The 18,732-nt window shown below is 68.9% G+C and carries 22 protein-coding genes and 1 pseudogene; 8 read left to right on the top strand and 15 right to left on the bottom strand.

Annotated features, from left to right (window positions below; genetic code table 11):
* Positions 1 to 81 precede the first annotated feature (81 nt).
* The 5 genes from AB7P10_RS06755 to AB7P10_RS06775 form a co-directional block, all read right to left on the bottom strand.
* Positions 82 to 1,056 (bottom strand): RNA polymerase subunit sigma-70, encoded by a 975-nt coding sequence (locus AB7P10_RS06755; RefSeq protein WP_428293066.1) that lies wholly within the window; start codon positions 1,054 to 1,056, stop codon positions 82 to 84.
* A 71-nt stretch (positions 1,057 to 1,127) separates the two neighbouring features.
* Entirely contained in the window at positions 1,128 to 2,318 is a 1,191-nt protein-coding gene (gene bktB / locus AB7P10_RS06760) for a beta-ketothiolase BktB (protein WP_428293067.1), read from the bottom strand.
* Positions 2,319 to 2,401: 83 nt separating this feature from the next.
* Positions 2,402 to 2,992, bottom strand: coding sequence for a histidine phosphatase family protein (locus AB7P10_RS06765; RefSeq protein ID WP_428293068.1), 591 nt, complete (start codon positions 2,990 to 2,992; stop codon positions 2,402 to 2,404).
* A gap of 24 nt (positions 2,993 to 3,016) precedes the next feature.
* On the bottom strand, positions 3,017 to 3,790 hold the full coding sequence (locus AB7P10_RS06770; RefSeq protein ID WP_428293069.1) for an SDR family NAD(P)-dependent oxidoreductase: 774 nt from the start codon (positions 3,788 to 3,790) through the stop codon (positions 3,017 to 3,019).
* Between the two features lie 7 nt (positions 3,791 to 3,797).
* The gene (locus AB7P10_RS06775) at positions 3,798 to 4,463 is read right to left on the bottom strand and encodes an RluA family pseudouridine synthase (protein WP_428293070.1); all 666 of its coding nucleotides are present in this window, start codon (positions 4,461 to 4,463) and stop codon (positions 3,798 to 3,800) included.
* A gap of 336 nt (positions 4,464 to 4,799) precedes the next feature.
* Between AB7P10_RS06775 and AB7P10_RS06780 the strand changes: the two genes are divergently transcribed.
* The 3 genes from AB7P10_RS06780 to AB7P10_RS06790 all read left to right on the top strand — a co-directional run bounded on the left by AB7P10_RS06780 (position 4,800) and on the right by AB7P10_RS06790 (position 8,386).
* Positions 4,800 to 5,804 carry a tRNA dihydrouridine synthase gene (locus AB7P10_RS06780; RefSeq protein WP_428293071.1) on the top strand — a complete coding sequence of 335 codons (1,005 nt, stop codon included), beginning with the start codon at positions 4,800 to 4,802 and terminating at the stop codon, positions 5,802 to 5,804.
* A gap of 33 nt (positions 5,805 to 5,837) precedes the next feature.
* Positions 5,838 to 7,397, top strand: coding sequence for a glutamate--cysteine ligase (gene gshA / locus AB7P10_RS06785; protein WP_428293072.1), 1,560 nt, complete (start codon positions 5,838 to 5,840; stop codon positions 7,395 to 7,397).
* Positions 7,398 to 7,483: 86 nt separating this feature from the next.
* The gene (locus AB7P10_RS06790; protein ID WP_428293073.1) at positions 7,484 to 8,386 is read left to right on the top strand and encodes a dienelactone hydrolase family protein; all 903 of its coding nucleotides are present in this window, start codon (positions 7,484 to 7,486) and stop codon (positions 8,384 to 8,386) included.
* 99 nt (positions 8,387 to 8,485) lie between these two features.
* Here the strand turns inward: AB7P10_RS06790 and AB7P10_RS06795 are convergent, their stop codons facing one another.
* Positions 8,486 to 8,956 (bottom strand): SRPBCC family protein, encoded by a 471-nt coding sequence (locus tag AB7P10_RS06795; protein WP_428293074.1) that lies wholly within the window; start codon positions 8,954 to 8,956, stop codon positions 8,486 to 8,488.
* 121 nt (positions 8,957 to 9,077) lie between these two features.
* On the opposite strand from AB7P10_RS06795, the gene ylqF reads away from it, so the two are divergent.
* Complete coding sequence (gene ylqF, locus AB7P10_RS06800; RefSeq protein ID WP_428293075.1) at positions 9,078 to 10,019, top strand: ribosome biogenesis GTPase YlqF; 942 nt, start codon at positions 9,078 to 9,080, stop codon at positions 10,017 to 10,019.
* Positions 10,020 to 10,032: 13 nt separating this feature from the next.
* Here the strand turns inward: ylqF and AB7P10_RS06805 are convergent, their stop codons facing one another.
* The 9 genes from AB7P10_RS06805 to AB7P10_RS06845 form a co-directional block, all read right to left on the bottom strand.
* A complete protein-coding gene (locus AB7P10_RS06805) occupies positions 10,033 to 10,953 on the bottom strand; it encodes an FG-GAP repeat domain-containing protein (RefSeq protein WP_428293076.1) in 921 nt (306 codons plus the stop codon).
* Between the two features lie 58 nt (positions 10,954 to 11,011).
* Complete coding sequence (locus AB7P10_RS06810; protein ID WP_428293077.1) at positions 11,012 to 11,293, bottom strand: DUF427 domain-containing protein; 282 nt, start codon at positions 11,291 to 11,293, stop codon at positions 11,012 to 11,014.
* 10 nt (positions 11,294 to 11,303) lie between these two features.
* On the bottom strand, positions 11,304 to 11,444 hold the full coding sequence (locus tag AB7P10_RS06815) for a hypothetical protein (RefSeq protein WP_428293078.1): 141 nt from the start codon (positions 11,442 to 11,444) through the stop codon (positions 11,304 to 11,306).
* Positions 11,445 to 11,551: 107 nt separating this feature from the next.
* The gene (locus AB7P10_RS06820; protein ID WP_428293079.1) at positions 11,552 to 12,151 is read right to left on the bottom strand and encodes a DsbC family protein; all 600 of its coding nucleotides are present in this window, start codon (positions 12,149 to 12,151) and stop codon (positions 11,552 to 11,554) included.
* A gap of 131 nt (positions 12,152 to 12,282) precedes the next feature.
* The gene (locus AB7P10_RS06825; RefSeq protein ID WP_428293080.1) at positions 12,283 to 12,729 is read right to left on the bottom strand and encodes an RcnB family protein; all 447 of its coding nucleotides are present in this window, start codon (positions 12,727 to 12,729) and stop codon (positions 12,283 to 12,285) included.
* A 127-nt stretch (positions 12,730 to 12,856) separates the two neighbouring features.
* Complete coding sequence (locus AB7P10_RS06830; protein WP_428293081.1) at positions 12,857 to 13,333, bottom strand: TerB family tellurite resistance protein; 477 nt, start codon at positions 13,331 to 13,333, stop codon at positions 12,857 to 12,859.
* A 54-nt stretch (positions 13,334 to 13,387) separates the two neighbouring features.
* Positions 13,388 to 14,017 (bottom strand): DUF938 domain-containing protein, encoded by a 630-nt coding sequence (locus tag AB7P10_RS06835; protein WP_428293082.1) that lies wholly within the window; start codon positions 14,015 to 14,017, stop codon positions 13,388 to 13,390.
* Between the two features lie 7 nt (positions 14,018 to 14,024).
* Positions 14,025 to 15,245 carry a diguanylate cyclase domain-containing protein gene (locus tag AB7P10_RS06840; protein WP_428293083.1) on the bottom strand — a complete coding sequence of 407 codons (1,221 nt, stop codon included), beginning with the start codon at positions 15,243 to 15,245 and terminating at the stop codon, positions 14,025 to 14,027.
* Positions 15,246 to 15,328: 83 nt separating this feature from the next.
* Positions 15,329 to 15,721, bottom strand: a complete 393-nt coding sequence (locus AB7P10_RS06845) for a hypothetical protein (RefSeq protein WP_428293084.1) — start codon at positions 15,719 to 15,721, stop codon at positions 15,329 to 15,331.
* A 143-nt stretch (positions 15,722 to 15,864) separates the two neighbouring features.
* Between AB7P10_RS06845 and AB7P10_RS06850 the strand changes: the two genes are divergently transcribed.
* The 4 genes and pseudogenes from AB7P10_RS06850 to AB7P10_RS06865 all read left to right on the top strand — a co-directional run.
* Positions 15,865 to 16,683 (top strand): tRNA-uridine aminocarboxypropyltransferase, encoded by an 819-nt coding sequence (locus AB7P10_RS06850; RefSeq protein WP_428293085.1) that lies wholly within the window; start codon positions 15,865 to 15,867, stop codon positions 16,681 to 16,683.
* A gap of 6 nt (positions 16,684 to 16,689) precedes the next feature.
* Positions 16,690 to 17,574 carry a DUF3014 domain-containing protein gene (locus tag AB7P10_RS06855; RefSeq protein WP_428293086.1) on the top strand — a complete coding sequence of 295 codons (885 nt, stop codon included), beginning with the start codon at positions 16,690 to 16,692 and terminating at the stop codon, positions 17,572 to 17,574.
* Entirely contained in the window at positions 17,574 to 18,212 is a 639-nt protein-coding gene (gene pcp, locus AB7P10_RS06860) for a pyroglutamyl-peptidase I (protein ID WP_428293087.1), read from the top strand. Before AB7P10_RS06855 ends, pcp begins: the two co-directional genes overlap by 1 nt.
* A 44-nt stretch (positions 18,213 to 18,256) precedes the next feature.
* Positions 18,257 to 18,732: pseudogene (locus AB7P10_RS06865) on the top strand (peptidase); the annotation flags it as partial.

Genomic DNA, 18,732 nt, shown 5'->3' on the forward strand with positions numbered 1-18,732 from the left:
ACGCGGCCGGGCCATCCGGTGCGTGTCATCTCTTTGGAGACAGGGCGCGGGGCCAACTCATCGGTCGTGGCAGTGGTTTCCTCAGACAAGTTCGTCGGACATGCCGAAACGCCGGCAGATGTCCGGATCGATGAAGCTGTCAATGGACGCGATCAGCCCATCGCGCAGGCGCAGCAGCACCACGCCGCCCGGCCGGAAGCGGTCGTCGCCGGTCTGTTTCATGTAGCAGGCAAAGCCCGGTTGGCCATTGCCGCTCAGGGGTTGCAAGCGCCACGGCGTCTGGAACACGCGTTCATCGAAGAACCTCAAGGTGAAGCGGCGGCCGCTGAACCAGGCTGGCAGCGGCGGCATGGTGAATCGGGCGTCCTCGGCCAGCAGGCTGGCCATGGCGTCGATGTCGCGGCGCTCCCAGGCACTCATGAAGCGCTGGAGCAGGGCGTCGAGGCGCTGTTCACCGGGGGGCTGCAAGCTGGCCACCGGCACGCGCTCCCTGACCGATTTCTGCGCGCGCTGCAGCGCACTGTTCACCGACGCGACCGAGGTGTCGAGCATGGCGGCCGTTTCGGCCGCCGAATACCCCAGCACTTCGCGCAGCAGCAGAACCGCGCGCTGCGTACCCGGCAGATGCTGCAGCGCGGCCACGAAGGCAAGCGCCACGTATTCGCGGCGTTGCAGCGTGGTGACCGGATCTTCATGGCCGCCGATCCCATCGTCATCGGGCAAGGGTTCCAGCCACATCGGTCCGGTCACCGGCTCCCCCAGCTCGGCCGTGGCCTGCAGCGGCGCGCCATGGTCCGGCGAGGTGATGCGCCGCGGGCGCTGCGAAATCAGCCGCAGGCACACATGGGTGGCGATGCGGTGGAGCCAGGTGCCCAGCGCGCTGCGCGACTCGAAGCCGGCCAGCCCGCGCCAGGCGGCAAACAGCGTCTCCTGGAGCGCGTCGTCGGCATCGAAGGGCGAGCCCAGCATGCGGTAGCAATGGGCGTGCAACTGGCGGCGACGGGGAGCCACCAGCCGGTCGAAGGCGGCGGTGTCACCGGCGCGCGCGCCAGCCACTCGGCTTCCTCGGCAGGATCGAGTGACTGGGGCATGGCTCCTTCTGACGCAACGCGCGAGGTGGCGTTCTTTCATACCCGCTCGAAGATCGCGGCGATGCCCTGCCCGCCGCCGATGCACATCGTCACCAGTGCGTAGCGGCCCCGCACGCGCTGCAGCTCGTGGATCGCCTTCACCGTGATCAGCGCGCCGGTGGCGCCGATGGGGTGGCCCAGCGAGATGCCCGAGCCGTTGGGGTTGACCTTGGCCGGGTCGAGGCCCAGGTCGCGCGTGACGGCGCAGGCCTGGGCGGCGAAGGCTTCGTTGGCCTCGATCACGTCCAGGTCCTTCACCGTCAGGCCGGCCTTCTTCAGCACCGCCTGCGTGGCCGGCACCGGGCCGATGCCCATGTATTTCGGGTCCACGCCGGCGTGCGCATAGGCCACCAGGCGGGCCAGTGGCTTGGCGCCGCGCGCCTTGGCCGCGCCGGCCTCCATCAGCACCACGGCGGCGGCCGCGTCGTTGATGCCTGAGGCATTGCCGGCGGTCACGGTGCCGTTCTCCTTCAGGAACACCGGCTTGAGTTTGGCCATGTCGTCCAGCGTGGCGTTGGCGCGGAAGTGTTCGTCGGTGGCCCAGGCCTGCTCGCCCTTCCTGCTCTTGAGGGTGACGGGGACGATCTGGTCCTTGAAGTAGCCGGCCTCGGTGGCGCGCTGCGCGCGGTTGTGGCTTTCCACGGCCAGCTTGTCCTGGTCCTCGCGGCTGATGCCCCATTTGGCGGCGATGTTCTCGGCGGTCACGCCCATGTGGATGGTGTGGAAGGGGTCGTGCAGCGCGCCGACCATCATGTCCACCATCTTGGTGTCGCCCATGCGTGCGCCCCAGCGCATGTTGAGGCTGGCGAAGGGCGCGCGGCTCATGCACTCGGCGCCGGCGCCGATGGCGACGTCGGTGTCGCCCAGCTGGATGCCCTGCGCGGCCGAGACGATGGCCTGCAGACCCGAGCCGCACAGGCGGTTGACATTGAACGCGGGCGTGCCTTCGGCGCAACCGCCATTGATGGCGGCCACGCGCGAGAGGTACATGTCTTTCGGCTCGGTGTTGACCACGTGGCCGAACACGACGTGGCCCACATCCTTGCCGCCCACGCCGGCGCGGGCAAGCGACTCACGCACCACGAGCGCGCCCAGCTCGGTGGGTGGCTGGTCTTTCAGGCTGCCGCCAAAGGTGCCGATGGCGGTGCGCACGGCGCTGACGACAAGAACTTCGCGTGGTGAGGACATGGGGGTCTCCTGTGAATGGGGATGGGGTGGGAAGGGTTCGCCCGCCATCGTAGCCCGGGGGCCGCGGCCGGGCTTGCACCAGATCAGAAGGTCTGGCGGGCGAGCACGCGCAGTTGCGTGCCACTGCCTTCTTTCGCGGGGCGGGTCAGCAGGATCTCGCCCATGGCCACACCCTGGCCGGTGAGTGCGGTGATGTTGACCTGGTGCGTCACCAGCACCAGGTTGCGCGGCGCCTGCCAGCCCTGCACCGCGTCAAGCACCGCGCGCGTCTGTTCGTCGCGCGTGTCGGTGCCGAAGAACGAGTTGATGGGTGGCCACACCGTGTTCTGCTTGAACGCCAGCATGGCGGTGTCCACGCAGCGGCACCAGGCGCTGGAGCGCACCTGGTCGAGCTTCACACGCTCGCGAACGAAGGCCTGGCCCACCCGGCGCGCCTGTTCGCGACCCTCCTTGCTCAGGTTGCGCTGGGTGCTGCAATTGCCAATCGTGAAGTTCGGCGGGTCGCCCACGCCAGGTTCGGTCTGGGCATGCCGCATGAGCAGCACGCAGCCTCCTTCGCGCAGCAAGGCCCAGAAGCCCGGGGCCTGGGCCAGCGACAGGCCCGGCCATGCCAGCATCCCGAACGCGGCGGCCTGCTGGGTGAAACGTCGGCGGTTCAAGGTGGCCAGGGGCATGCGGAATCCTCTCGGGTTTGCGGGTCAGTCGCGCACGTCCGCCACGGGGTTCGCGCCGAAGTCGGGGCGATCCAGCCAGGCGAGCACACGCGCGGCGGCGTCTTCCGGTGAGGTGAGCAGGCCTTTGCTCTGGAGTTCCATGAAGCGCTGGCGATCGGGAAAGGCGCCCGGGTCGCCGGCGCGCAGGTGGGTCTGCATGTCGGTGTCGATCACGCCGGGTGCGAGCGACACCAGCTTCGCACCGTGTGCGCGCTGCGCTTCGTCGAGCGCGCTGCAGCGCGTGAAGTGGTCCATGCCGGCCTTGGCCGCGCAGTAGGGTGCTTGCGCGGCCATGGCGCTGCGCCCCAGGCCGGAGGAGATGTTGAGCAGTTTGCGCGGGCCGCGCCAGCCCGCGTCCACCCAGGCCCCGGTGACGCGCAGGAAGGCGGCGCTGAGCTGGATTGGCGCTTCCAGCCCCACGCGCAGCGCGTTGGCGAGTTCGTCGGGCGGGCACTGTTCGAGCGGGCCGATGCGCGGCACCACGCCGGCGTTGTTGATCAGCGTGGCGCTGGCGAAACTGTTGACATCCAGGCCCTGCAGCCATTGCTGCAGGCGCGCGGCCGCGCCGGTGGTGTCCGCCAGGTCCTGCGCCCATTGGGTCAGGTGCGCGTCCACCCGCTGCGCCTGGTCGGCCAGCGCGGGGTTGATGCCGCGCGAGAGGCACAGCAGTTCGCGCGTGGGCGAGAGCAGTTGCCTGGCCATGGCCAGGCAACTGCCGCGCGAGGCGCCTGTGAGGATGGTGAGGTGACGTTGGGACATGGGGTTCTCAGAAAGGGCAGGGGCTGGTGAATGCCATTGCCGCGCCGGTTTGCGGGTGCGGCAAGGTCAGGTGATGGGCATGCAGCAGGAGGCGGGGCGCCTGGGCCTGCTGCTCCGGTGTCGCGTACAGGGGGTCGCCCAGGATGGCATGGCCGATGGCCTGCAGGTGCACGCGCAACTGGTGCGTGCGCCCGGTCACGGGTTCGAGTTCTACCCGCGTCGCGATGCCCGTGTGCAGCGCCGGGCTTTGCGGCGGGGTGGGTGCCAGTCGCCAGCGCGTCACGCTGGGTTTGCCCAGCTCGTGGCTCACGATGCTGCGCGGGCGGTTCGGCCAGTCGATGGTGATGGGCAGGCCGATGGTGTTCCAGCCGTTGTCGGGCTGCGGGTTGTTCAGTGTGCCGGCCACGACGGCGGTGTAGCGCTTGTGGACCTCGCGCTGTTCGAAGGCGCGGCTGAGGGCGCGTTGTGCCTCGAGGCCGCGCGCCATCACCACCAGGCCGGAGGTGGACATGTCGAGCCGGTGCACCACGAGTGCGTCGGGCCAGCGGGCCTGGGCCCGGGCGCTCAGGCAGTCCTGTTTGTCGGGGCCTTTTCCCGGGACGGCCAGGAGTCCGGCGGGTTTGTCCAGGACGATCAGGTGGTCGTCTTCGTGGATCACTTGCGGGGTGCTCATCCGGGTGTCGCTCGTTGCACCTCGCGGGCTCGGAAGCGTGCGGCGCTCTGTTCCGCGAATGTCCCCCGGCGGCTGGTGCCGCCTCCTCCTTGATTTCGCTCCACAGAGCGCCGCGCGCTCCCGGGCCAGAAGCTGCGAGCACGCGCCAGATGTTCGGGCACCCACGAGGTCATTGGCGGGTGGGGTGACCGGCGCAGCGAAGTCAAGGAGGAGAGGCGGCGCAGCCGCCTCGGGGGACATGAGCGGAGCCGGCCACCCCACCCGCCGATGACCGGAGCTGCCGGAGAAAAACACAGGGACATGCGGGCATTGTCCCGCCAAAGGACAATACGCCCCATGCTGCTGCTCGCCCCCATGGAAGGACTGCTCGACGCGACCCTGCGCGACGTGCTCACGCGCACCGGCGGCATCGACCGCTGCGTGAGCGAGTTCATCCGCGTCACCAACACCGTGTTGCCCGAACGCGCCTTCATCCGCGTGGTGCCCGAACTGCTCAACGGCGGGCGCACGCGCGCCGGTGTGCCGGTGCGCGCTCAGCTGCTGGGTTCCGACCCGAGCCTGCTGGCCGAGAACGCCGCGCGCCTGGCCGGCCTGGGCCCGCACGGCATCGACCTCAACTTCGGTTGCCCCGCGAAGACGGTGAACCAGAGCCGGGGCGGTGCGGTGCTGCTGGACGAACCCGAGCTGATCGGGCGCATCGTCGCCGCCGTGCGCCGCGCCGTGCCCGCGCAGGTGCCGGTGTCGGCCAAGATGCGGCTGGGCTTCAACGACGACGTGCGTGCCGAGGAATGCGCCCATGCGATTGCCCAAGCCGGTGCCGATGAGCTTGTGATCCATGCCCGCACCAAGGCCCACGGCTACCGTCCGCCCGCGTACTGGGACCGGCTTGCCGAGGTGCGCGCCTCGCTGCCCGCGCACCTGCGCGTCCCGGTGATCGCCAACGGCGAGATCTGGACCGTGGCCGACGCGCTGCGCTGCCGCGAAGTGACCGGCTGCGAGCACCTGATGATCGGCCGCGGCATGGTGACCGACCCCGGCCTGGCGCTGGCCATCAAGGGGCAGGGCGGTGTGCCGTGGGCCGTGTTGCCGCCGCTGTTCCAGCTGTTCTGGCAACAGGTGAGCGCGCGCGTCGAACGTCGCCACCGCGCGGGCCGCCTCAAGCAGTGGCTGAACTACCTGCGCCGGCGCTACCCCCAGGCGCAGGCCGCCTTCGACGAACTGCGCCTGCTCAACGAGCCCGTGGCCATCGAGGCCTGGCTGCGCCGCGCGCAAATCGACATTGAAATTCCTAGCACAGAGGCGATCGTTCTGCCGCCTGCAGAAATGGCGCCGGCGTGGTAACTTCCGGCCCCGGACCCGAACCACGACGCCTGTATGACCTCTCCAGAACAACGGCTGGCCACCCTCACGGGTGAGCGCCTGCGCGGCATGCGTCGCGGCCTCGAAAAAGAAAGCCTGCGCTCGCAGGCGGATGGCAGGCTGGCCCTCACGCCCCACCCGTCGGCACTGGGCAGCGCGCTCACCCACCCGCACATCACCACCGACTACAGTGAGTCGCAGCTCGAGCTCATCACCGGTGTGCATGGCAGCGTCGAGTCCTGCCTGGCCGAACTCACCGAGGTGCACCAGTACACGGTGCGCAGCCTGCGTGCCCAGGGCGAGGAAATGATGTGGGCGTCCAGCATGCCCTGCGGCCTGCCGCCTGATGAGACCATCCCGATCGGGCGCTACGGCTCGTCCAACGTCGGGCGCGCCAAAAGCGTCTACCGCATGGGCCTGGCGCACCGCTATGGGCGGCGCATGCAGACCATCTCGGGCATCCACTACAACTGGTCGCTGCCCGGCGTGGACAACGACGGCTACTTCGCCCTCATCCGCAACTTCCGCCGCCACGCCTTTCTGTTGCTCACGCTGTTCGGCGCCTCGCCGGCGCTGTGCTCCACCTTTGTCGAAGGCCGTGAACACGAGCTGCAGAAGCTCGGGGGCAATGGCACGCTGTACATGCCGCACGGCACCTCGCTGCGCATGGGCCGCCTGGGCTACCAGAGCGAGGCCCAGGCCACGCTGGCGGTGAGCTACAACGGCCTGGAAGGCTACGCCGCTTCGCTGCACGACGCCCTCACGCGCCCCTGGCCGGCTTACGAAGCGGTGGGCATCCGCAACCCGGGCGGTGACTACAACCAGCTTGCCACCACGCTGCTGCAGATCGAGAACGAGTTCTACGGCACCATCCGGCCCAAGCGCGTGATCTTCCCTGGCGAACGACCGCTGCACGCGCTGCGCGAGCGCGGCGTGGAATACATCGAGGTCCGCCTGATGGACCTCGACCCCTTCGAGCCCATCGGCATTGGCGCGTCCACGCTGCGCTTCCTCGACGTGTTCCTGCTGCACTGCCTGCTCTCGGACAGCCCACCCGACACGCCGGCCGAGATCCGCGAACTGGCGCAGAACCAGCACCTCACCGCCGCGCGGGGCCGCGAACCCGGGCTGCTGCTCACGCGCGCCGGCCAGAGCGTGCCGCTGATCCAGTGGGGCACCGAATTGCTCACGCAGCTGGAGCCGATCGCGGCCGCGCTTGATGCCGTCGAAGGTGGTCAGGCGCACGGCGAGGCCGTGGCCCTGGCGCACAAGGCGCTGCTGCAGCCCGACACGCTGCCTTCGGCCCGCGTGTTGCAGGCCATGCACGCCGAGCACGACGACTCCTTCGTCGCGTTCGCCCGCGCGCAGTCGCTCGCCACCCACCAGCATCTGCTGGGCCTGCCCTGGAGCAGCAAGCAGCAGGCCCGGTACGAGGCCATGGCCGCCCAGTCGGTCGAAGACCAGCGCGCGATCGAACTGGCCGATTCCATGCCCTTCGAGATCTACCGCCAGGAGTACGTCTCGCCCGCGCGCCTGGGCCGGCCCCGCACGCAGGCCACGGCCGTCACCGCCTGAGCGGGCGCATAGCCCGCACCGGTCGCAGGGCCTTGCGCACGGGGATGCATGCCCGCCCTATCCTGCGGTTTTCGCCGGAGCCCGCCATGACCACACCCCGCCTGACCGCCGCCGACTTCGACCAGGAACTGCTCATCCTCTTTGACGCCTACGTGCACGGGGATATCGACCGGCGCGGGTTTCTCGACCGCGCCTCGAAGTTCGCCGTGGGCGGCGTCACCGCCGCCGGCCTGCTGGCCGCGCTCAGCCCGAACTTTGCCGCCGCGCAGGTGGTGCCCCCCAACGACACGCGCCTGAAGACCGCGACAGTGAACGTGTCTTCACCGCAGGGCTACGGGACGATCAAGGCCTATGTCGCTCAGCCCGCGGCGATGCCCGCGGGTGGCAAGCTGCCGTGCGTGCTGGTGGTGCATGAGAACCGGGGCCTGAATCCGCACATCGAGGACATCGCGCGCCGCCTCGCGCTGGACGGCTACCTGGCCTTCGCGCCCGACGCGCTCACGCCGCTGGGCGGCTACCCTGGAGACGAGGACAAGGCCCGCGCGCTCTTTGCCCAGCTCGACCAGAGCAAGACGAGGCAAGACTTCCTGGCCTCTGCCGCCGCGCTCAAGGCCCGCCCCGACGGCAATGGGCGCGTTGGCGTGGTGGGTTTCTGCTACGGCGGCGGCATCGCGCACATGCTGTCCACCGAGCTGCCCGATCTCGCGGCGGCGGTGCCGTTCTACGGCAACCACCCGCCGGTGGAAGCCGCCGCGAAGGTCAAGGCGCCGCTGCTGATCCATTTCGCGGCCATGGACGATCGCATCAACTCGGCCTGGCCCGCCTACGAGGCGGCACTCAAGGCCGCCGGCGTGCGCTACACCGCGCACCAGTACCCGGGCACGCAGCACGGCTTCAACAACGACACCACGCCCCGCTTCGATGCCGCCGCCGCCCGCCTGGCTTGGGAGCGCACGCTGGCGTTCTTCAAGCAGCACCTGACTGCCTGAGCCGAAGCGATCCAGGGACACCGAGGGTCCGGCTCCGCCGGCCCAAGGTGTCGCCCCCCTTGAGGGGGGACGCGCGCAGCGCGGCGGGGGGTGCTCCGATCAGGCCTCTCCGCCGAAGCGCTTGATCAGGTTGGCGATGTATTTTTCGACCAGTTTCTCGAACTCGCCCTCGACCACGGGCGCCACCACCATCTTCATCAGCCCGGGCAGCGGCACCTCGATCTGGCCCTGGATGGCCAGCGTCAGGCCGGTGGACTTCTTGTTGTCCACGATCTTCCAGCTGCCGCCCACCTGCGCGTTGCCCACGCCCTTGACGGGCGTCCATTTCACCGTGCCGCGCGCCTTGTCGCTCACATACTTGCTGGCGTACACGGTCTGGATGTTCACCTGCGCGGTGCCGACCTTTTCCATCTCCCACTGGTAGACGCCGTCGCCGAGGTCGGTCAGTTTCTCCACCTTGGGAAAGTGGCTGACCGATTCCGGCACGTCGGAGAGCACCTCGAACACCTCGGCGGCCTTGGCCTTGACGTCGAATTCGTAGCCCAGGTCGATCTTGACGGTGATGCTCATGCGGGCCCCTCGGTATTGGAAGTGGAAATCATTGTAGGGACGGGCGGGGCGCCCGAACCCCGGGAATTACACCAAGGCACAATCGCCGCTTTGCCCCTTTCGAACAGCGTTCCCCCAGCCGATGAGCATCCAGTGGTTTCCCGGGCACATGCACCTTACGCGCAAGGCCATCACCGAGCGCGTGAAGGACATCGACGTCGTCATCGAGATGCTAGACGCGCGCCTGCCCGGCTCCAGCGCCAACCCGCTGCTCGGTGAACTCACCGCGGGCAAGCCCACGCTCAAGGTGATCAACAAGCAGGACATGGCGGATCCGGCGCGCACCGCGCTCTGGCTCGCCCACTACAACGCGCAACCCGACACCCGCGCCATTGCGCTGGACGCCAGCGTCACGGCGCCGGCGCGCGCCATCATCGCGTCGTGCTTCGAACTCGCGCCCCGGCGCGGTGGCATGGTCAAGCCCATGCGCGTGCTGATCTGCGGCATTCCCAACGTCGGCAAGTCCACGCTCATCAACACCTTCATGGGCAAGCGCTCGGCCAAGACCGGTGACGAGGCCGGCGTCACGCGCACCGAGCAGCGCATCGCGCTGGCCGACGACTTCTACCTGTTCGATACACCCGGCATGCTCTGGCCGCGCATCGTGGTGCCCGAGAGCGGCTTCAACCTGGCGGCCAGCGGCGCGGTGGGGCGCAACGCCTACGACGACCAGGAGGTGGCGCTTGAACTGCTGGGCAAACTCAAGCTGTCGTATGCGCCGCTGCTGGAGGCGCGCTACAAGCTTGGCCTCGCGCCCGAGGACATCGCCGCCCTGCCCGACGAAGCCTTGCTGGAAGCCATCGGTCGCAAGCGCGGCGCGCTTGCCGGCGGTGGTGCGGTGAACTGGCAGAAGGCCGCCGAACTGGTGATTGCGGACTTTCGCAGCAACGCGCTGGGTCGCATCACGCTGGAGACGCCCGAGCAGTTCACCCAGTGGCTGCGCGCGGGGCAGCAGGCCGACGCCGAACGCCAGGGCCGCAAGCGGGCGCGCACCAGCAAGCCGCGCAAGCCGGACCGGCGCTGAACGCGGGCGTCGCTCAGGGCAGCAGCGTCACGCGCCAGTGGCTGCCGTCGGCAAGCAGGGCACAGGCCCCCTGCGGCAGGGGCAGCAGCCGCTCCACCAGCGCCGGCATGGGCTGGACGGCGGGCATCTCCTGCCAGCGACCGGGCGCCTCCCAGCGCAAGGCCTGCAGCGCCTGGCGCGTCATGTCGGGCACCACGATGGCAGGTCGTGCCGGCGGCTGGTGCACGATCACCGCCAGTCGCTGTTCCAGCGCGCCCATGCGGTGGTTGGACACATCCATGGCTTTGGCGAAGGGCACCAGATCGGGAGGGCGCACGTGGTGCAGCGTGAGCACGCCACCCACGTGCGGGGTGGTCACGCTGGCCACGTCGAGCCGGCCGTCGCCATCAAAATCGGCCACGCCCACCGGGTTGAGCCAGCGGAAGGAAGTGCCCGCGTAGGGGCCTCGCGCCTGTTCGAACAGCTCGGGCCCGGTGGCCGTCCAGCGCAGACCGAGCAGCACCAGCGCGGCGCCACGCAGCGCGTCGGCTTCGATCAGGAGGATCTCGTCGCGGCCGTCCTGGTCCAGATCCACCAGGCGCGGCACGCGGTCCTCGAAGACGCGGTGCAGGGGCAAGGTGTAGCGCACGGTCTGCGGCGCGGCACCGGGCGCGGCGACCGCCAGTGCCTGCACGCTGCCGGCGTGCACACCCGAGCCCAGTGCGCCGTGGGGGTAGCGCCGCGTGGGGTCGGCCAGCCACACCCAGGCCAGCCCACGCGAGCCGGCCACGGCCTGGCTCTCGGGAATGCGTTGTGCGGCGGCGGCGGGCGGTTCGGGGGGCGGCGGTGTGTCCTGGTCGCAGTTTGCGCGGGCCGGTTCGATGCGCAGGTCCATGGCCATGGCCCTGGCGCCGGCCAGGCAACACAGGATCAGGAGCAGGCCCGGCAGGTTCATGTGCCTTTGGTCGGCGGTGCGGGCAAATGCTTACAGCCGAACCGGCGGGTGAAAGGTCTCAGGCCTCGACCTTCACACCTTTCCAGAACGCCACGCGCCCGCGGATCATCTCGGCCTCGGGCTTGGGGTCGGGGTAGTACCAGGCGGCATCGGTATTGAGCTCACCGTTGACCAGCAGCGAGTAGTAGCTGGCCTGGCCCTTCCAGGGGCAGCTGGTGCGGTGATTGCTGAAGGTGACGTAGTCGCGGTTGAGCGCGCTGTCGGGAAAGTAGTGGTTGCCCTCCACCAGCACGGTGTCGTCGCTCTCGGCGATGGTCACGCCGTTCCAGGTCGCCTTCATGGCGCGGTGCTCACTTGTTCTTGTCCTTGCCGCGCGGCATGACGGCCGTGACCGGTGCCACCGGCCGGTCGGACGAGACCGGGCCCTTGGGGACCGAGGTGTCCTTTTTCGGCTTTTTGCTCATCTTCTCGTTGCGCTGTTCCTTGCCCATGGGGTTCTCCATTGACCACCGCAACACGCGGTTCGAAGCGCCGATGGTAAGCGACAAAACGGGCGTTTCAAGGCCCGTGCGCGCAGGCTTTCGGCGCTGTTGTGGCGCTACTGTCCCATGCCCAGGAAGCCTGCCAGTGCTTCGGTGCCCAGAGCGCCGCTTTGCGTGATGACGGCACCGCTGCGCTGGTGCTTGGACACCATGAACGGCACAGAAGTGGCGCCCAGGCGTTCGAGCAAATCGGTGTTGGTCTTGATCGTCTGCAGCACGTCCGGCGGCACGCTGGCGGAGGCCGACATGCCGCCTTCGCCGGCGAGCAGTTGCTTCTCGTGCGCGTTCATGGTTTCCACCGGGTTGGCCGCGGTCATGATGGCCGCGCCCTGCGGTGCGCTCTTGGCGTTCATGATCGCCACCGGCAGCCAGACAAATTTCACCTTGCCCTGCAGCGGGATCGACGACTGCCAGAGATGGCCGCAGTGTGGGCACTGGGGGTCGAACAACACGTAGACCGTGTGCGCGCTCATGAGGGCGCCCGCGGTGAAGCCCTTGCCCTGTGCGGCCAGCGTGTCGAAGGCCTCGGTGATGGCGATGGGCGCCTTGTCCGCAGAGGCCGTCGCAGTCGCGTCGTTGGAGGCTTCTTGCGAGCAGGCCGCCAGCGACAGGGCGAAGGCGGCAACCAGGGGGAGGGTGAGGTGGCGGATGTTCATGGGCGCGATTCTGCCGCGTTTTGCGCGGCCACTCGTTGTGTCGGGGAAGCCGCTCCAGCATGCTGGAGGAAAGGCGCCGCGCACCCGACTGGCGGATGCGCGGCGCGTGGGACTTCGCCGGGCGAAGAGACTCAGTGGTTCAGGATCAGGTTGGCGATCAGGCCGGTGGCGATGGCGACCAGCACGTAGTCGCTGCCGACCTGCACCCACTGGTGGCCGCGCGGTGGCGCGTACAGGCGGTGGGCACGCGGGTTCACCACCACGTACTGGCGGCTGCGGTACTCGTAGGGGATGTAGTGGCCTCGGCGGAATTGCGGACCACGCGCGTTGTAGTAATGGATATGACGGTCGTTGCGCGAATGGCGGAAGTCGCGCCGGTCATCGCGACGCTCATGCCTGAAATCGCGGCGGTCGTCGCGGCGGTCTTGCCGGAAGTCCCGGCGGTCATCGCGCCGGTCGTCCACGCGCTGCATGTGCGCGGTCTCGAAGCGCGGGCCCGGGCCTTGCGCGAAAGACAGGGAGCTCACGCCCAGCGAGGCGGCAGCGATGGCATACACAACAAGGTTTCGGGGTTTCATGGAGCGTTCTCCTTGGGGGTTGGTGAGACTCCATCGTCTCTGCCCCATGTGAACGCCCGGTAAACACCACCCGGCGGCGGTGCAAAGTTCTGTACCCGGTTGTGCGCTGCGGCCGCGCTCCGGGGCTTCAGCCTTTCATCGCGGCCTGCGCGTGCAGCTTGGCCGCGATGTATTCGCCATGCGTCACATGCAGCAGCCCCGCCACCTTGCTGATGACGTGGTGTTCGTGCGCGTCCAGGTGGTCGTCGGCGAAGGCCACCTCCCACATGGCTTCGACCACGGCGATCTTCTGCTCCTGCGAAAAGCGTTCGTTGAGCAGCCGGGTGAAGCGCTGGTAGTCGTAGGCGGTGTGCGCGGTGTCGTGCGCCAGATCGATCAGGCGTTGCAGCTCGTCGTCGTGCAGTGCGAACTTGCGGCGCAGGGCGGCCAGCACGGCGTCGCGCTCGCTGTCCTGCAGCGCGGGTTCGGCGCGCATCACTTCCACCAGCAGCACGGCGGTGGCGAGTTGCAGGGTGTGCGCTGCCTCGGCCGGTCCCTGGGCACCGGGTGGCGCGGTCAGGCTGGCGGTGAGGTTGTCGAACAGGTCTTTGAGGCTTCTGAGCATGCGGGGCGGGCGGAATGGTTCAACAGGAGAGGCTGGATGGAGCCCAGACGGCGCTCAGGGTTCCCGAGCCCAGACCAGCAACAGGTTGTTGGCCGGCATGGCATGCCGTTCCCTCAGGCGCAGCCCGGCGCGCCGCGCGACCTGCTCCACGTCCTCGCGCCGGCGAATGCCCCAGTCGGCGTTCTGTCCGCGCAGGCTGGCGTCGAACGCCAGGTTGCCGGGCGAAGTCGGCACGCCGTCCTCGAGGTACGGCCCGTAGGTGATCAGCACGCCGTCGGTGCTCAGGTGCCGCGCCGCGCCGTTCATGAGCGCCGCGCAGGTGGCCCAGGGCGAGATGTGCAGCATGTTGGCGCAGTAGATCGCATCGAACACAGCCGCCTCGAACGGCCATTCCGGCGCCATCACGTCCAGCCGCAGCGGCGCGCACACCAGGCCGCCGCCCGCCGGTTCCGCCGCGCGCGCGGCCGCCGCGCGCGCGGCGATGGCGGGCAGGGCATCGGTGTCGAATTCGGTGGGCTGCCAGGTCCAGCCCGGCAGGCCGGCGGCGAACCAGGTGGCGTGCTGCCCGGTGCCGGCGGCGATCTCCAGCGCCAGGCCCTGCGTCGGCAGCACAAGGCGCAGTACGTCCAGAATGGGTTGCTTGTTGCGCTCCGCGGCCGGGCTGAAGGGCAGGGCGTCTGTCATGGTGGTCTCAACCCAGCGGCGCGGGCTGCGTCACGATGCCGTGCTCGCTGTCGCGCGGGGGTGTGTTCTCCACCGCCATGGCCAGCGCGCGGCGTTCGGCCTCGTTGATCGCCTCCATCGGCGTGGCGCTGGCGGGATCGACCGAAACCATGCCCAGGCCCACGCGGGGGCGGAAGGGCTGGCGCTCGCGCTGCTCGTCGAAAACCACCATCGGGTGCGATGCCGTCAGCGCCATGCGCGCGGCGGTGGCACGCGCCGAGGCCTCTTCATGGTTGGCCGAGAGCACCACCACGAAGCAGCGTGGATGGTACAGACCCACCATGCAGCGAAAACCCGCCGTGCGGCGGATGCGCGCAGCCAGCGTCACCAGGATCTGGTGTTCCACGCCGGGCCCGACCGATTCGGCCAGCTCATACAGGTTGCTCACGTACAGACAGACCACCGAGCACTCGCTCTGCAGGCGCGCGGCGCGCCAGAATGCGTGCTCCACATCGGCCAGCAGCGCCGATCCGGTGGGCAGGCCGGTGGCTGGGTCCGCGCCCTGTTCCAGGCGCGAGAGGCGCGCGAGTTCACGCAACTGCCGGTTGCGGAACAGGCCCAGCATGGACGCCATCAGGAAGAACAGCACCGTGAACGCCGCCGTGAGCAACTGGCCGCCCACGCCCAGCTGCTCGAAGCCGTTGAGGTAGTGGCCGAGCACGGTGAACGCCAGGCACACCAGGGCCCAGCCCATCCAGCGCGCCAGCGGGTCACCCAGCCGCGCCGCACGCAACGCCACCCACAGCGCCACCAGCACCGGCACCATGTTCACCACGGCGCTGGCCAACAGCAGCAAGTGGAAATGGGCCTGATCGATCTGGCTGCCGATGGCCATCAGGGCCACCGCGACCGGCACCAGCAGGGCGCCGCCAAACGCGGTGAGCCGGTGCGCTCGGTTGTCTTCGCGCGCGCCACCGAGCCAGGTGCCAACGAAGTACAGGCCCATGGCGCCCGCGAGGGGGCCGAGCCCGGCCTTGAGCACCATCAGCGGGCGCGCGGGAAGATCGGGAAAGAAAGCCTCGGGCAGCCCGGTCATGAGCACGCAGCTCGCGCCCGTGATCAGCACGAACATCAGGTTGCGCCAGGCGCCTACGTTGCGGCCGCGCACCACGTCGGCCAGGGCCAGTGCCGCAAGGGTCAGCAAGCCGCCGAGCATGGCGGACCAGACGGCTATTTCAGTGGTGGGCATGCGCGGATTATCCGGACCGCTCCGGGCGGCTCCGGCCGCACCCTGTCAGATCTGCCGTCGCTGCGCATGCAGCATGTCACGCTCTATCGACCTGTGGTGGATGAGCGGGGTTGCGCGGCAAAGCGCACCTTGTCCTGCTGTTTTTTTGGCTGGCGCGGCAAGCGCGGCATGGGCTCCAGGAAGGTGGAGTGCTGTCGCAGCAGCATGGCCGCTTCAGCCTTGGCGCGGCGTTTTGACACGCCATGCGCGATCAGCAGGCCGATGCCGAGCACCACGCCCATCCAGGCTGGCGCGAGCAAGGCCTTGGCCGCGTACGCGGTGCTGTCCTCCGCGCCCATGGCGAGCGAGACCAGCCAGAGAAGGACACCGGCGACCAGAGAGCCGATGCCGTTGAACAGCAAAGGGTGGGACTTCTTCTTGCGGCTTGCTCGGCGGCGCCGCGACGACTTGGGAGTGGGCTGGGCTTTCTGTGTCATATGGACATCTCGGCCCGCATCATGGGCCCGTTGCAGTCCCGGCGACCCGACAGGGCGACGAAACACACCAATGGCCGGCTGGCCGCGATGCAGCGGTATCGAGATGTAAGAAAAAGCCCTGCACGTGTCGCTACATTCGCCGCATGCCTCCTGTTTCTGTTCCACCGCCGTCAGGTGCCGACGGGCACGCCGTCCACCGCCTGCGCAGTGCGCGCCTGGCCGCCAGCGCCAAACCCTTCGTGGCCCGGGGCTCGGGCGGTGGCCGTTGTGATTGCTGCCGGTTGATCGCCAGCCACTGCGTGTGTGCCTGGCGACCGCGGGTGCCCACGCGCGCCGGTATGTGCCTGGTCATGGGCGACATCGAGGCACTCAAACCCAGCAACACCGGCTGGCTGGTGGCCGACGTGGTGGCTGACACCTGGGCGTTCGGCTGGTCCCGCACCGCGGTGGACCCGGGCCTGCCTGCCCTGCTGGCCGACCCGCAGTGGCAACCTGTCTTGGTGTTTCCCGGCGAGTTCGTGCCACCCGAGCGGGTGGTGACGACCCTGGAGCCCGTGATGACCCACGATGGGCCCGCGGACGGCGGCAGGAAGCCGCTGTTCGTGCTGCTCGACGGCACCTGGTCCGAGGCGCGCAAGATGTTCCGCAAGAGCCCGTACCTGGACCACCTGCCCGTGCTCAGCCTGCAGCCCGGACAGGTGGTGTCGAACTACCGCCTGCGCCGTTCCGCGCGCGACAACCACTTCTGCACTTCGGAGGTGGCGGCGCTGTGCCTGGCACTGGCCGGCGAGGCGCGCGCTGCCGGCGCACTGGCCGACTGGCTCGACGTGTTCACGGCGCACTACCTCAGCGCGAAGCGCAATGCACCGCTGGACCACGGCAGCGATGCGCACGAGCGGCTGCAGGCACTTGAAAAAAACAGCGGTGTAGGATGGGAAGCCTCTCAACCCGCCCCAAGGTGACGAGGCATGACACAACGCCGACAAACTTCCCGCATTCCCGCATTTCTCATCGCGCTGGGCGTCGTGGTTGCGCTGATCGTGGCCGGCTACCTGGGTTGGCAGCGATTCAAGCCGCGCGAGGAACTCGCCGCCACCGCGCCGGTGGACATGCCTGCGGTGCAGCCCACCCCGATCGCCCCCGAGGTGCCTCCCGCGCCATCGCCGCCGCCGATCGAGCACCCTGTCGAAGCCCCTGTGGCGGAAGAAGGCGCCGGCCAGCAGGCCCCCATGCCCGCACTGGCCGATGCCGACGCCTACGTGACCGAGCGGCTCACCGAGCTGCTCACGCGCAAGAACGTGCTCACATTCCTGCAGCTTGATGGCTTCGTGCGCCGTGCCGTGGCCACCGTGGACAACCTCGCGCGGCCGCAGGCGCCGGTGATGGTGTGGCCCGTCAACCCCACGCCGCAGCGGTTCAGCACGCAGCGCAGCGCCGACGGCGCGACGGAAACCATCCACCCCGACAACGCGAAACGCTATGCACCCTTCGTGGCCCTGGTCGAATCGGTGGACTCCGCGAAGGCTGTCGTGCTGTACCGCCGCCTCTACCCGCTGTTCCAGCAGGCCTATGAAGAGCTGGGCTTCCCAGGGCGCTACTTCAACGACCGGCTCGTGCAGGTTCTGGACCACCTGATCGCCACGCCGGTGCGCAACGAACCTCTGGCCGTGTCGCTGGTGGAGGTCAAGGGCGAGGTGCCCTCCACGCGCCCCTGGGTGCGCTACGAATTCGCCGACCCCTCGCTGGAAGGGCTTTCCGCTGGACAGAAGATCCTGCTGCGCGTTGGCCCGGAGAACCACCGCCGCCTGCAGGCCAAGCTGGTCGACATCCGCGGCCGGGTGGCCCGGCGCTGATGTCCATCGTCCTGCTCACAGGTTTCGACGCCTTCGGTGGCGAATCGCTCAACCCCAGCTGGCTGGCCGTGAAAGCGCTGCATGGCCGACGGGTGCTGGGTCACAAGACGGTGGCCGCGCAACTGCCCACCGTGTTCGACGCGTCGCTGCCTGCCCTGCAGGCGCTGCTGGTCGAACACAAGCCGGCGCTGGTCATCTGCGTCGGGCAGGCCGCTGGGCGTGGTGCGCTGTCGCTGGAACGCGTGGCCATCAACGTGAACGACGCGCCCATCGCCGACAACGCAGGCACCCAGCCCATCGATACGCCCGTTGTGCAGGGCGCGCCTGCCGCCTACTTCACGGGCCTGCCCATCAAGGCCATGCTCGCCGCGCTGCGGCGCGAAGGCATTGCCGCCGAGGTGTCGCAGACGGCAGGCACCTACGTCTGCAACCACGTGTTTTATGCGCTGATGCACACGCTGACGACGAACCCCGCCTTGCGGCACACGCGCGGTGGCTTCGTGCACGTGCCGTGGCTGCCGGAACAGGGCACGCCCAGCATGGCGCTGGACGACATCGTGCGCGGCCTGCGGGTATGTGTGCGCAGCGCGCTGAAGGTGCAGGAAGATCAGTTGCTGGGAGCCGGCGCAACGCAATGAGTTGAGCACACACCTGCAGATCCCCAGGACATATCGAGACCTCCATGACCCAAGCTGCCCTCTATCCCATTGGCACCCCTGGCCAACCCTGGGGTGCGGCCGAGCTGGCCGCGTGGCGTTTGCGGCAGGTGCGCAAGCGCAGCCATCGAGACGACGTCCAGGGCGCCATTGACCGGTTGCGTTCCCGCTTTGACGTATCGAGCTATGGCGAGGTGGTGTATGCCGAGGAACGCTACCCCTTGCTCGCTCTGCGCAGCCGCGACTGGAAGCCTGAATTGCCGGCCGTGCTGGTCACCGGTGGTGTGCACGGCTACGAAACCAGCGGCGTGCACGGCGCGCTGCGCTTTGTGGAACAGCATGCCCAGGCCTATACGGGGCGGGCCAATCTGCTGGTGGTGCCCTGCGTGAGCCCGTGGTCGTACGAGCGCATCCACCGCTGGAATTTCGACGCCATCGACCCGAACCGCTCGTTCCGCGAGCCCAGCCCTGCTGAAGAATCTGCCGCCCTCATGCGCCTGGT

This window comes from Hydrogenophaga sp., assembly GCF_050182545.1.
Classification (GTDB): domain Bacteria; phylum Pseudomonadota; class Gammaproteobacteria; order Burkholderiales; family Burkholderiaceae_C; genus Hydrogenophaga.

Excerpts from the sequence above, each read along its gene's own strand:
- pcp (WP_428293087.1), top strand. The coding sequence starts at position 17,574 with ATGTCCATCGTCCTGCTCACAGGTTTCGACGCCTTCGGTGGCGAATCG.
- AB7P10_RS06810 (WP_428293077.1), bottom strand. The coding sequence starts at position 11,293 with ATGAAGGCGACCTGGAACGGCGTGACCATCGCCGAGAGCGACGACACC.
- AB7P10_RS06805 (WP_428293076.1), bottom strand. The coding sequence starts at position 10,953 with ATGAACCTGCCGGGCCTGCTCCTGATCCTGTGTTGCCTGGCCGGCGCC.
- AB7P10_RS06815 (WP_428293078.1), bottom strand. The coding sequence starts at position 11,444 with ATGGGCAAGGAACAGCGCAACGAGAAGATGAGCAAAAAGCCGAAAAAG.
- bktB (WP_428293067.1), bottom strand. The coding sequence starts at position 2,318 with ATGTCCTCACCACGCGAAGTTCTTGTCGTCAGCGCCGTGCGCACCGCC.
- AB7P10_RS06830 (WP_428293081.1), bottom strand. The coding sequence starts at position 13,333 with ATGCTCAGAAGCCTCAAAGACCTGTTCGACAACCTCACCGCCAGCCTG.
- AB7P10_RS06855 (WP_428293086.1), top strand. The coding sequence starts at position 16,690 with ATGACACAACGCCGACAAACTTCCCGCATTCCCGCATTTCTCATCGCG.
- AB7P10_RS06825 (WP_428293080.1), bottom strand. The coding sequence starts at position 12,729 with ATGAAACCCCGAAACCTTGTTGTGTATGCCATCGCTGCCGCCTCGCTG.
- AB7P10_RS06770 (WP_428293069.1), bottom strand. The coding sequence starts at position 3,790 with ATGTCCCAACGTCACCTCACCATCCTCACAGGCGCCTCGCGCGGCAGT.
- AB7P10_RS06795 (WP_428293074.1), bottom strand. The coding sequence starts at position 8,956 with ATGAGCATCACCGTCAAGATCGACCTGGGCTACGAATTCGACGTCAAG.
- AB7P10_RS06775 (WP_428293070.1), bottom strand. The coding sequence starts at position 4,463 with ATGAGCACCCCGCAAGTGATCCACGAAGACGACCACCTGATCGTCCTG.
- AB7P10_RS06850 (WP_428293085.1), top strand. The coding sequence starts at position 15,865 with ATGCCTCCTGTTTCTGTTCCACCGCCGTCAGGTGCCGACGGGCACGCC.
- AB7P10_RS06835 (WP_428293082.1), bottom strand. The coding sequence starts at position 14,017 with ATGACAGACGCCCTGCCCTTCAGCCCGGCCGCGGAGCGCAACAAGCAA.
- AB7P10_RS06790 (WP_428293073.1), top strand. The coding sequence starts at position 7,484 with ATGACCACACCCCGCCTGACCGCCGCCGACTTCGACCAGGAACTGCTC.
- AB7P10_RS06780 (WP_428293071.1), top strand. The coding sequence starts at position 4,800 with ATGCTGCTGCTCGCCCCCATGGAAGGACTGCTCGACGCGACCCTGCGC.
- AB7P10_RS06820 (WP_428293079.1), bottom strand. The coding sequence starts at position 12,151 with ATGAACATCCGCCACCTCACCCTCCCCCTGGTTGCCGCCTTCGCCCTG.
- AB7P10_RS06845 (WP_428293084.1), bottom strand. The coding sequence starts at position 15,721 with ATGACACAGAAAGCCCAGCCCACTCCCAAGTCGTCGCGGCGCCGCCGA.
- ylqF (WP_428293075.1), top strand. The coding sequence starts at position 9,078 with ATGAGCATCCAGTGGTTTCCCGGGCACATGCACCTTACGCGCAAGGCC.
- AB7P10_RS06840 (WP_428293083.1), bottom strand. The coding sequence starts at position 15,245 with ATGCCCACCACTGAAATAGCCGTCTGGTCCGCCATGCTCGGCGGCTTG.
- AB7P10_RS06765 (WP_428293068.1), bottom strand. The coding sequence starts at position 2,992 with ATGCCCCTGGCCACCTTGAACCGCCGACGTTTCACCCAGCAGGCCGCC.
- gshA (WP_428293072.1), top strand. The coding sequence starts at position 5,838 with ATGACCTCTCCAGAACAACGGCTGGCCACCCTCACGGGTGAGCGCCTG.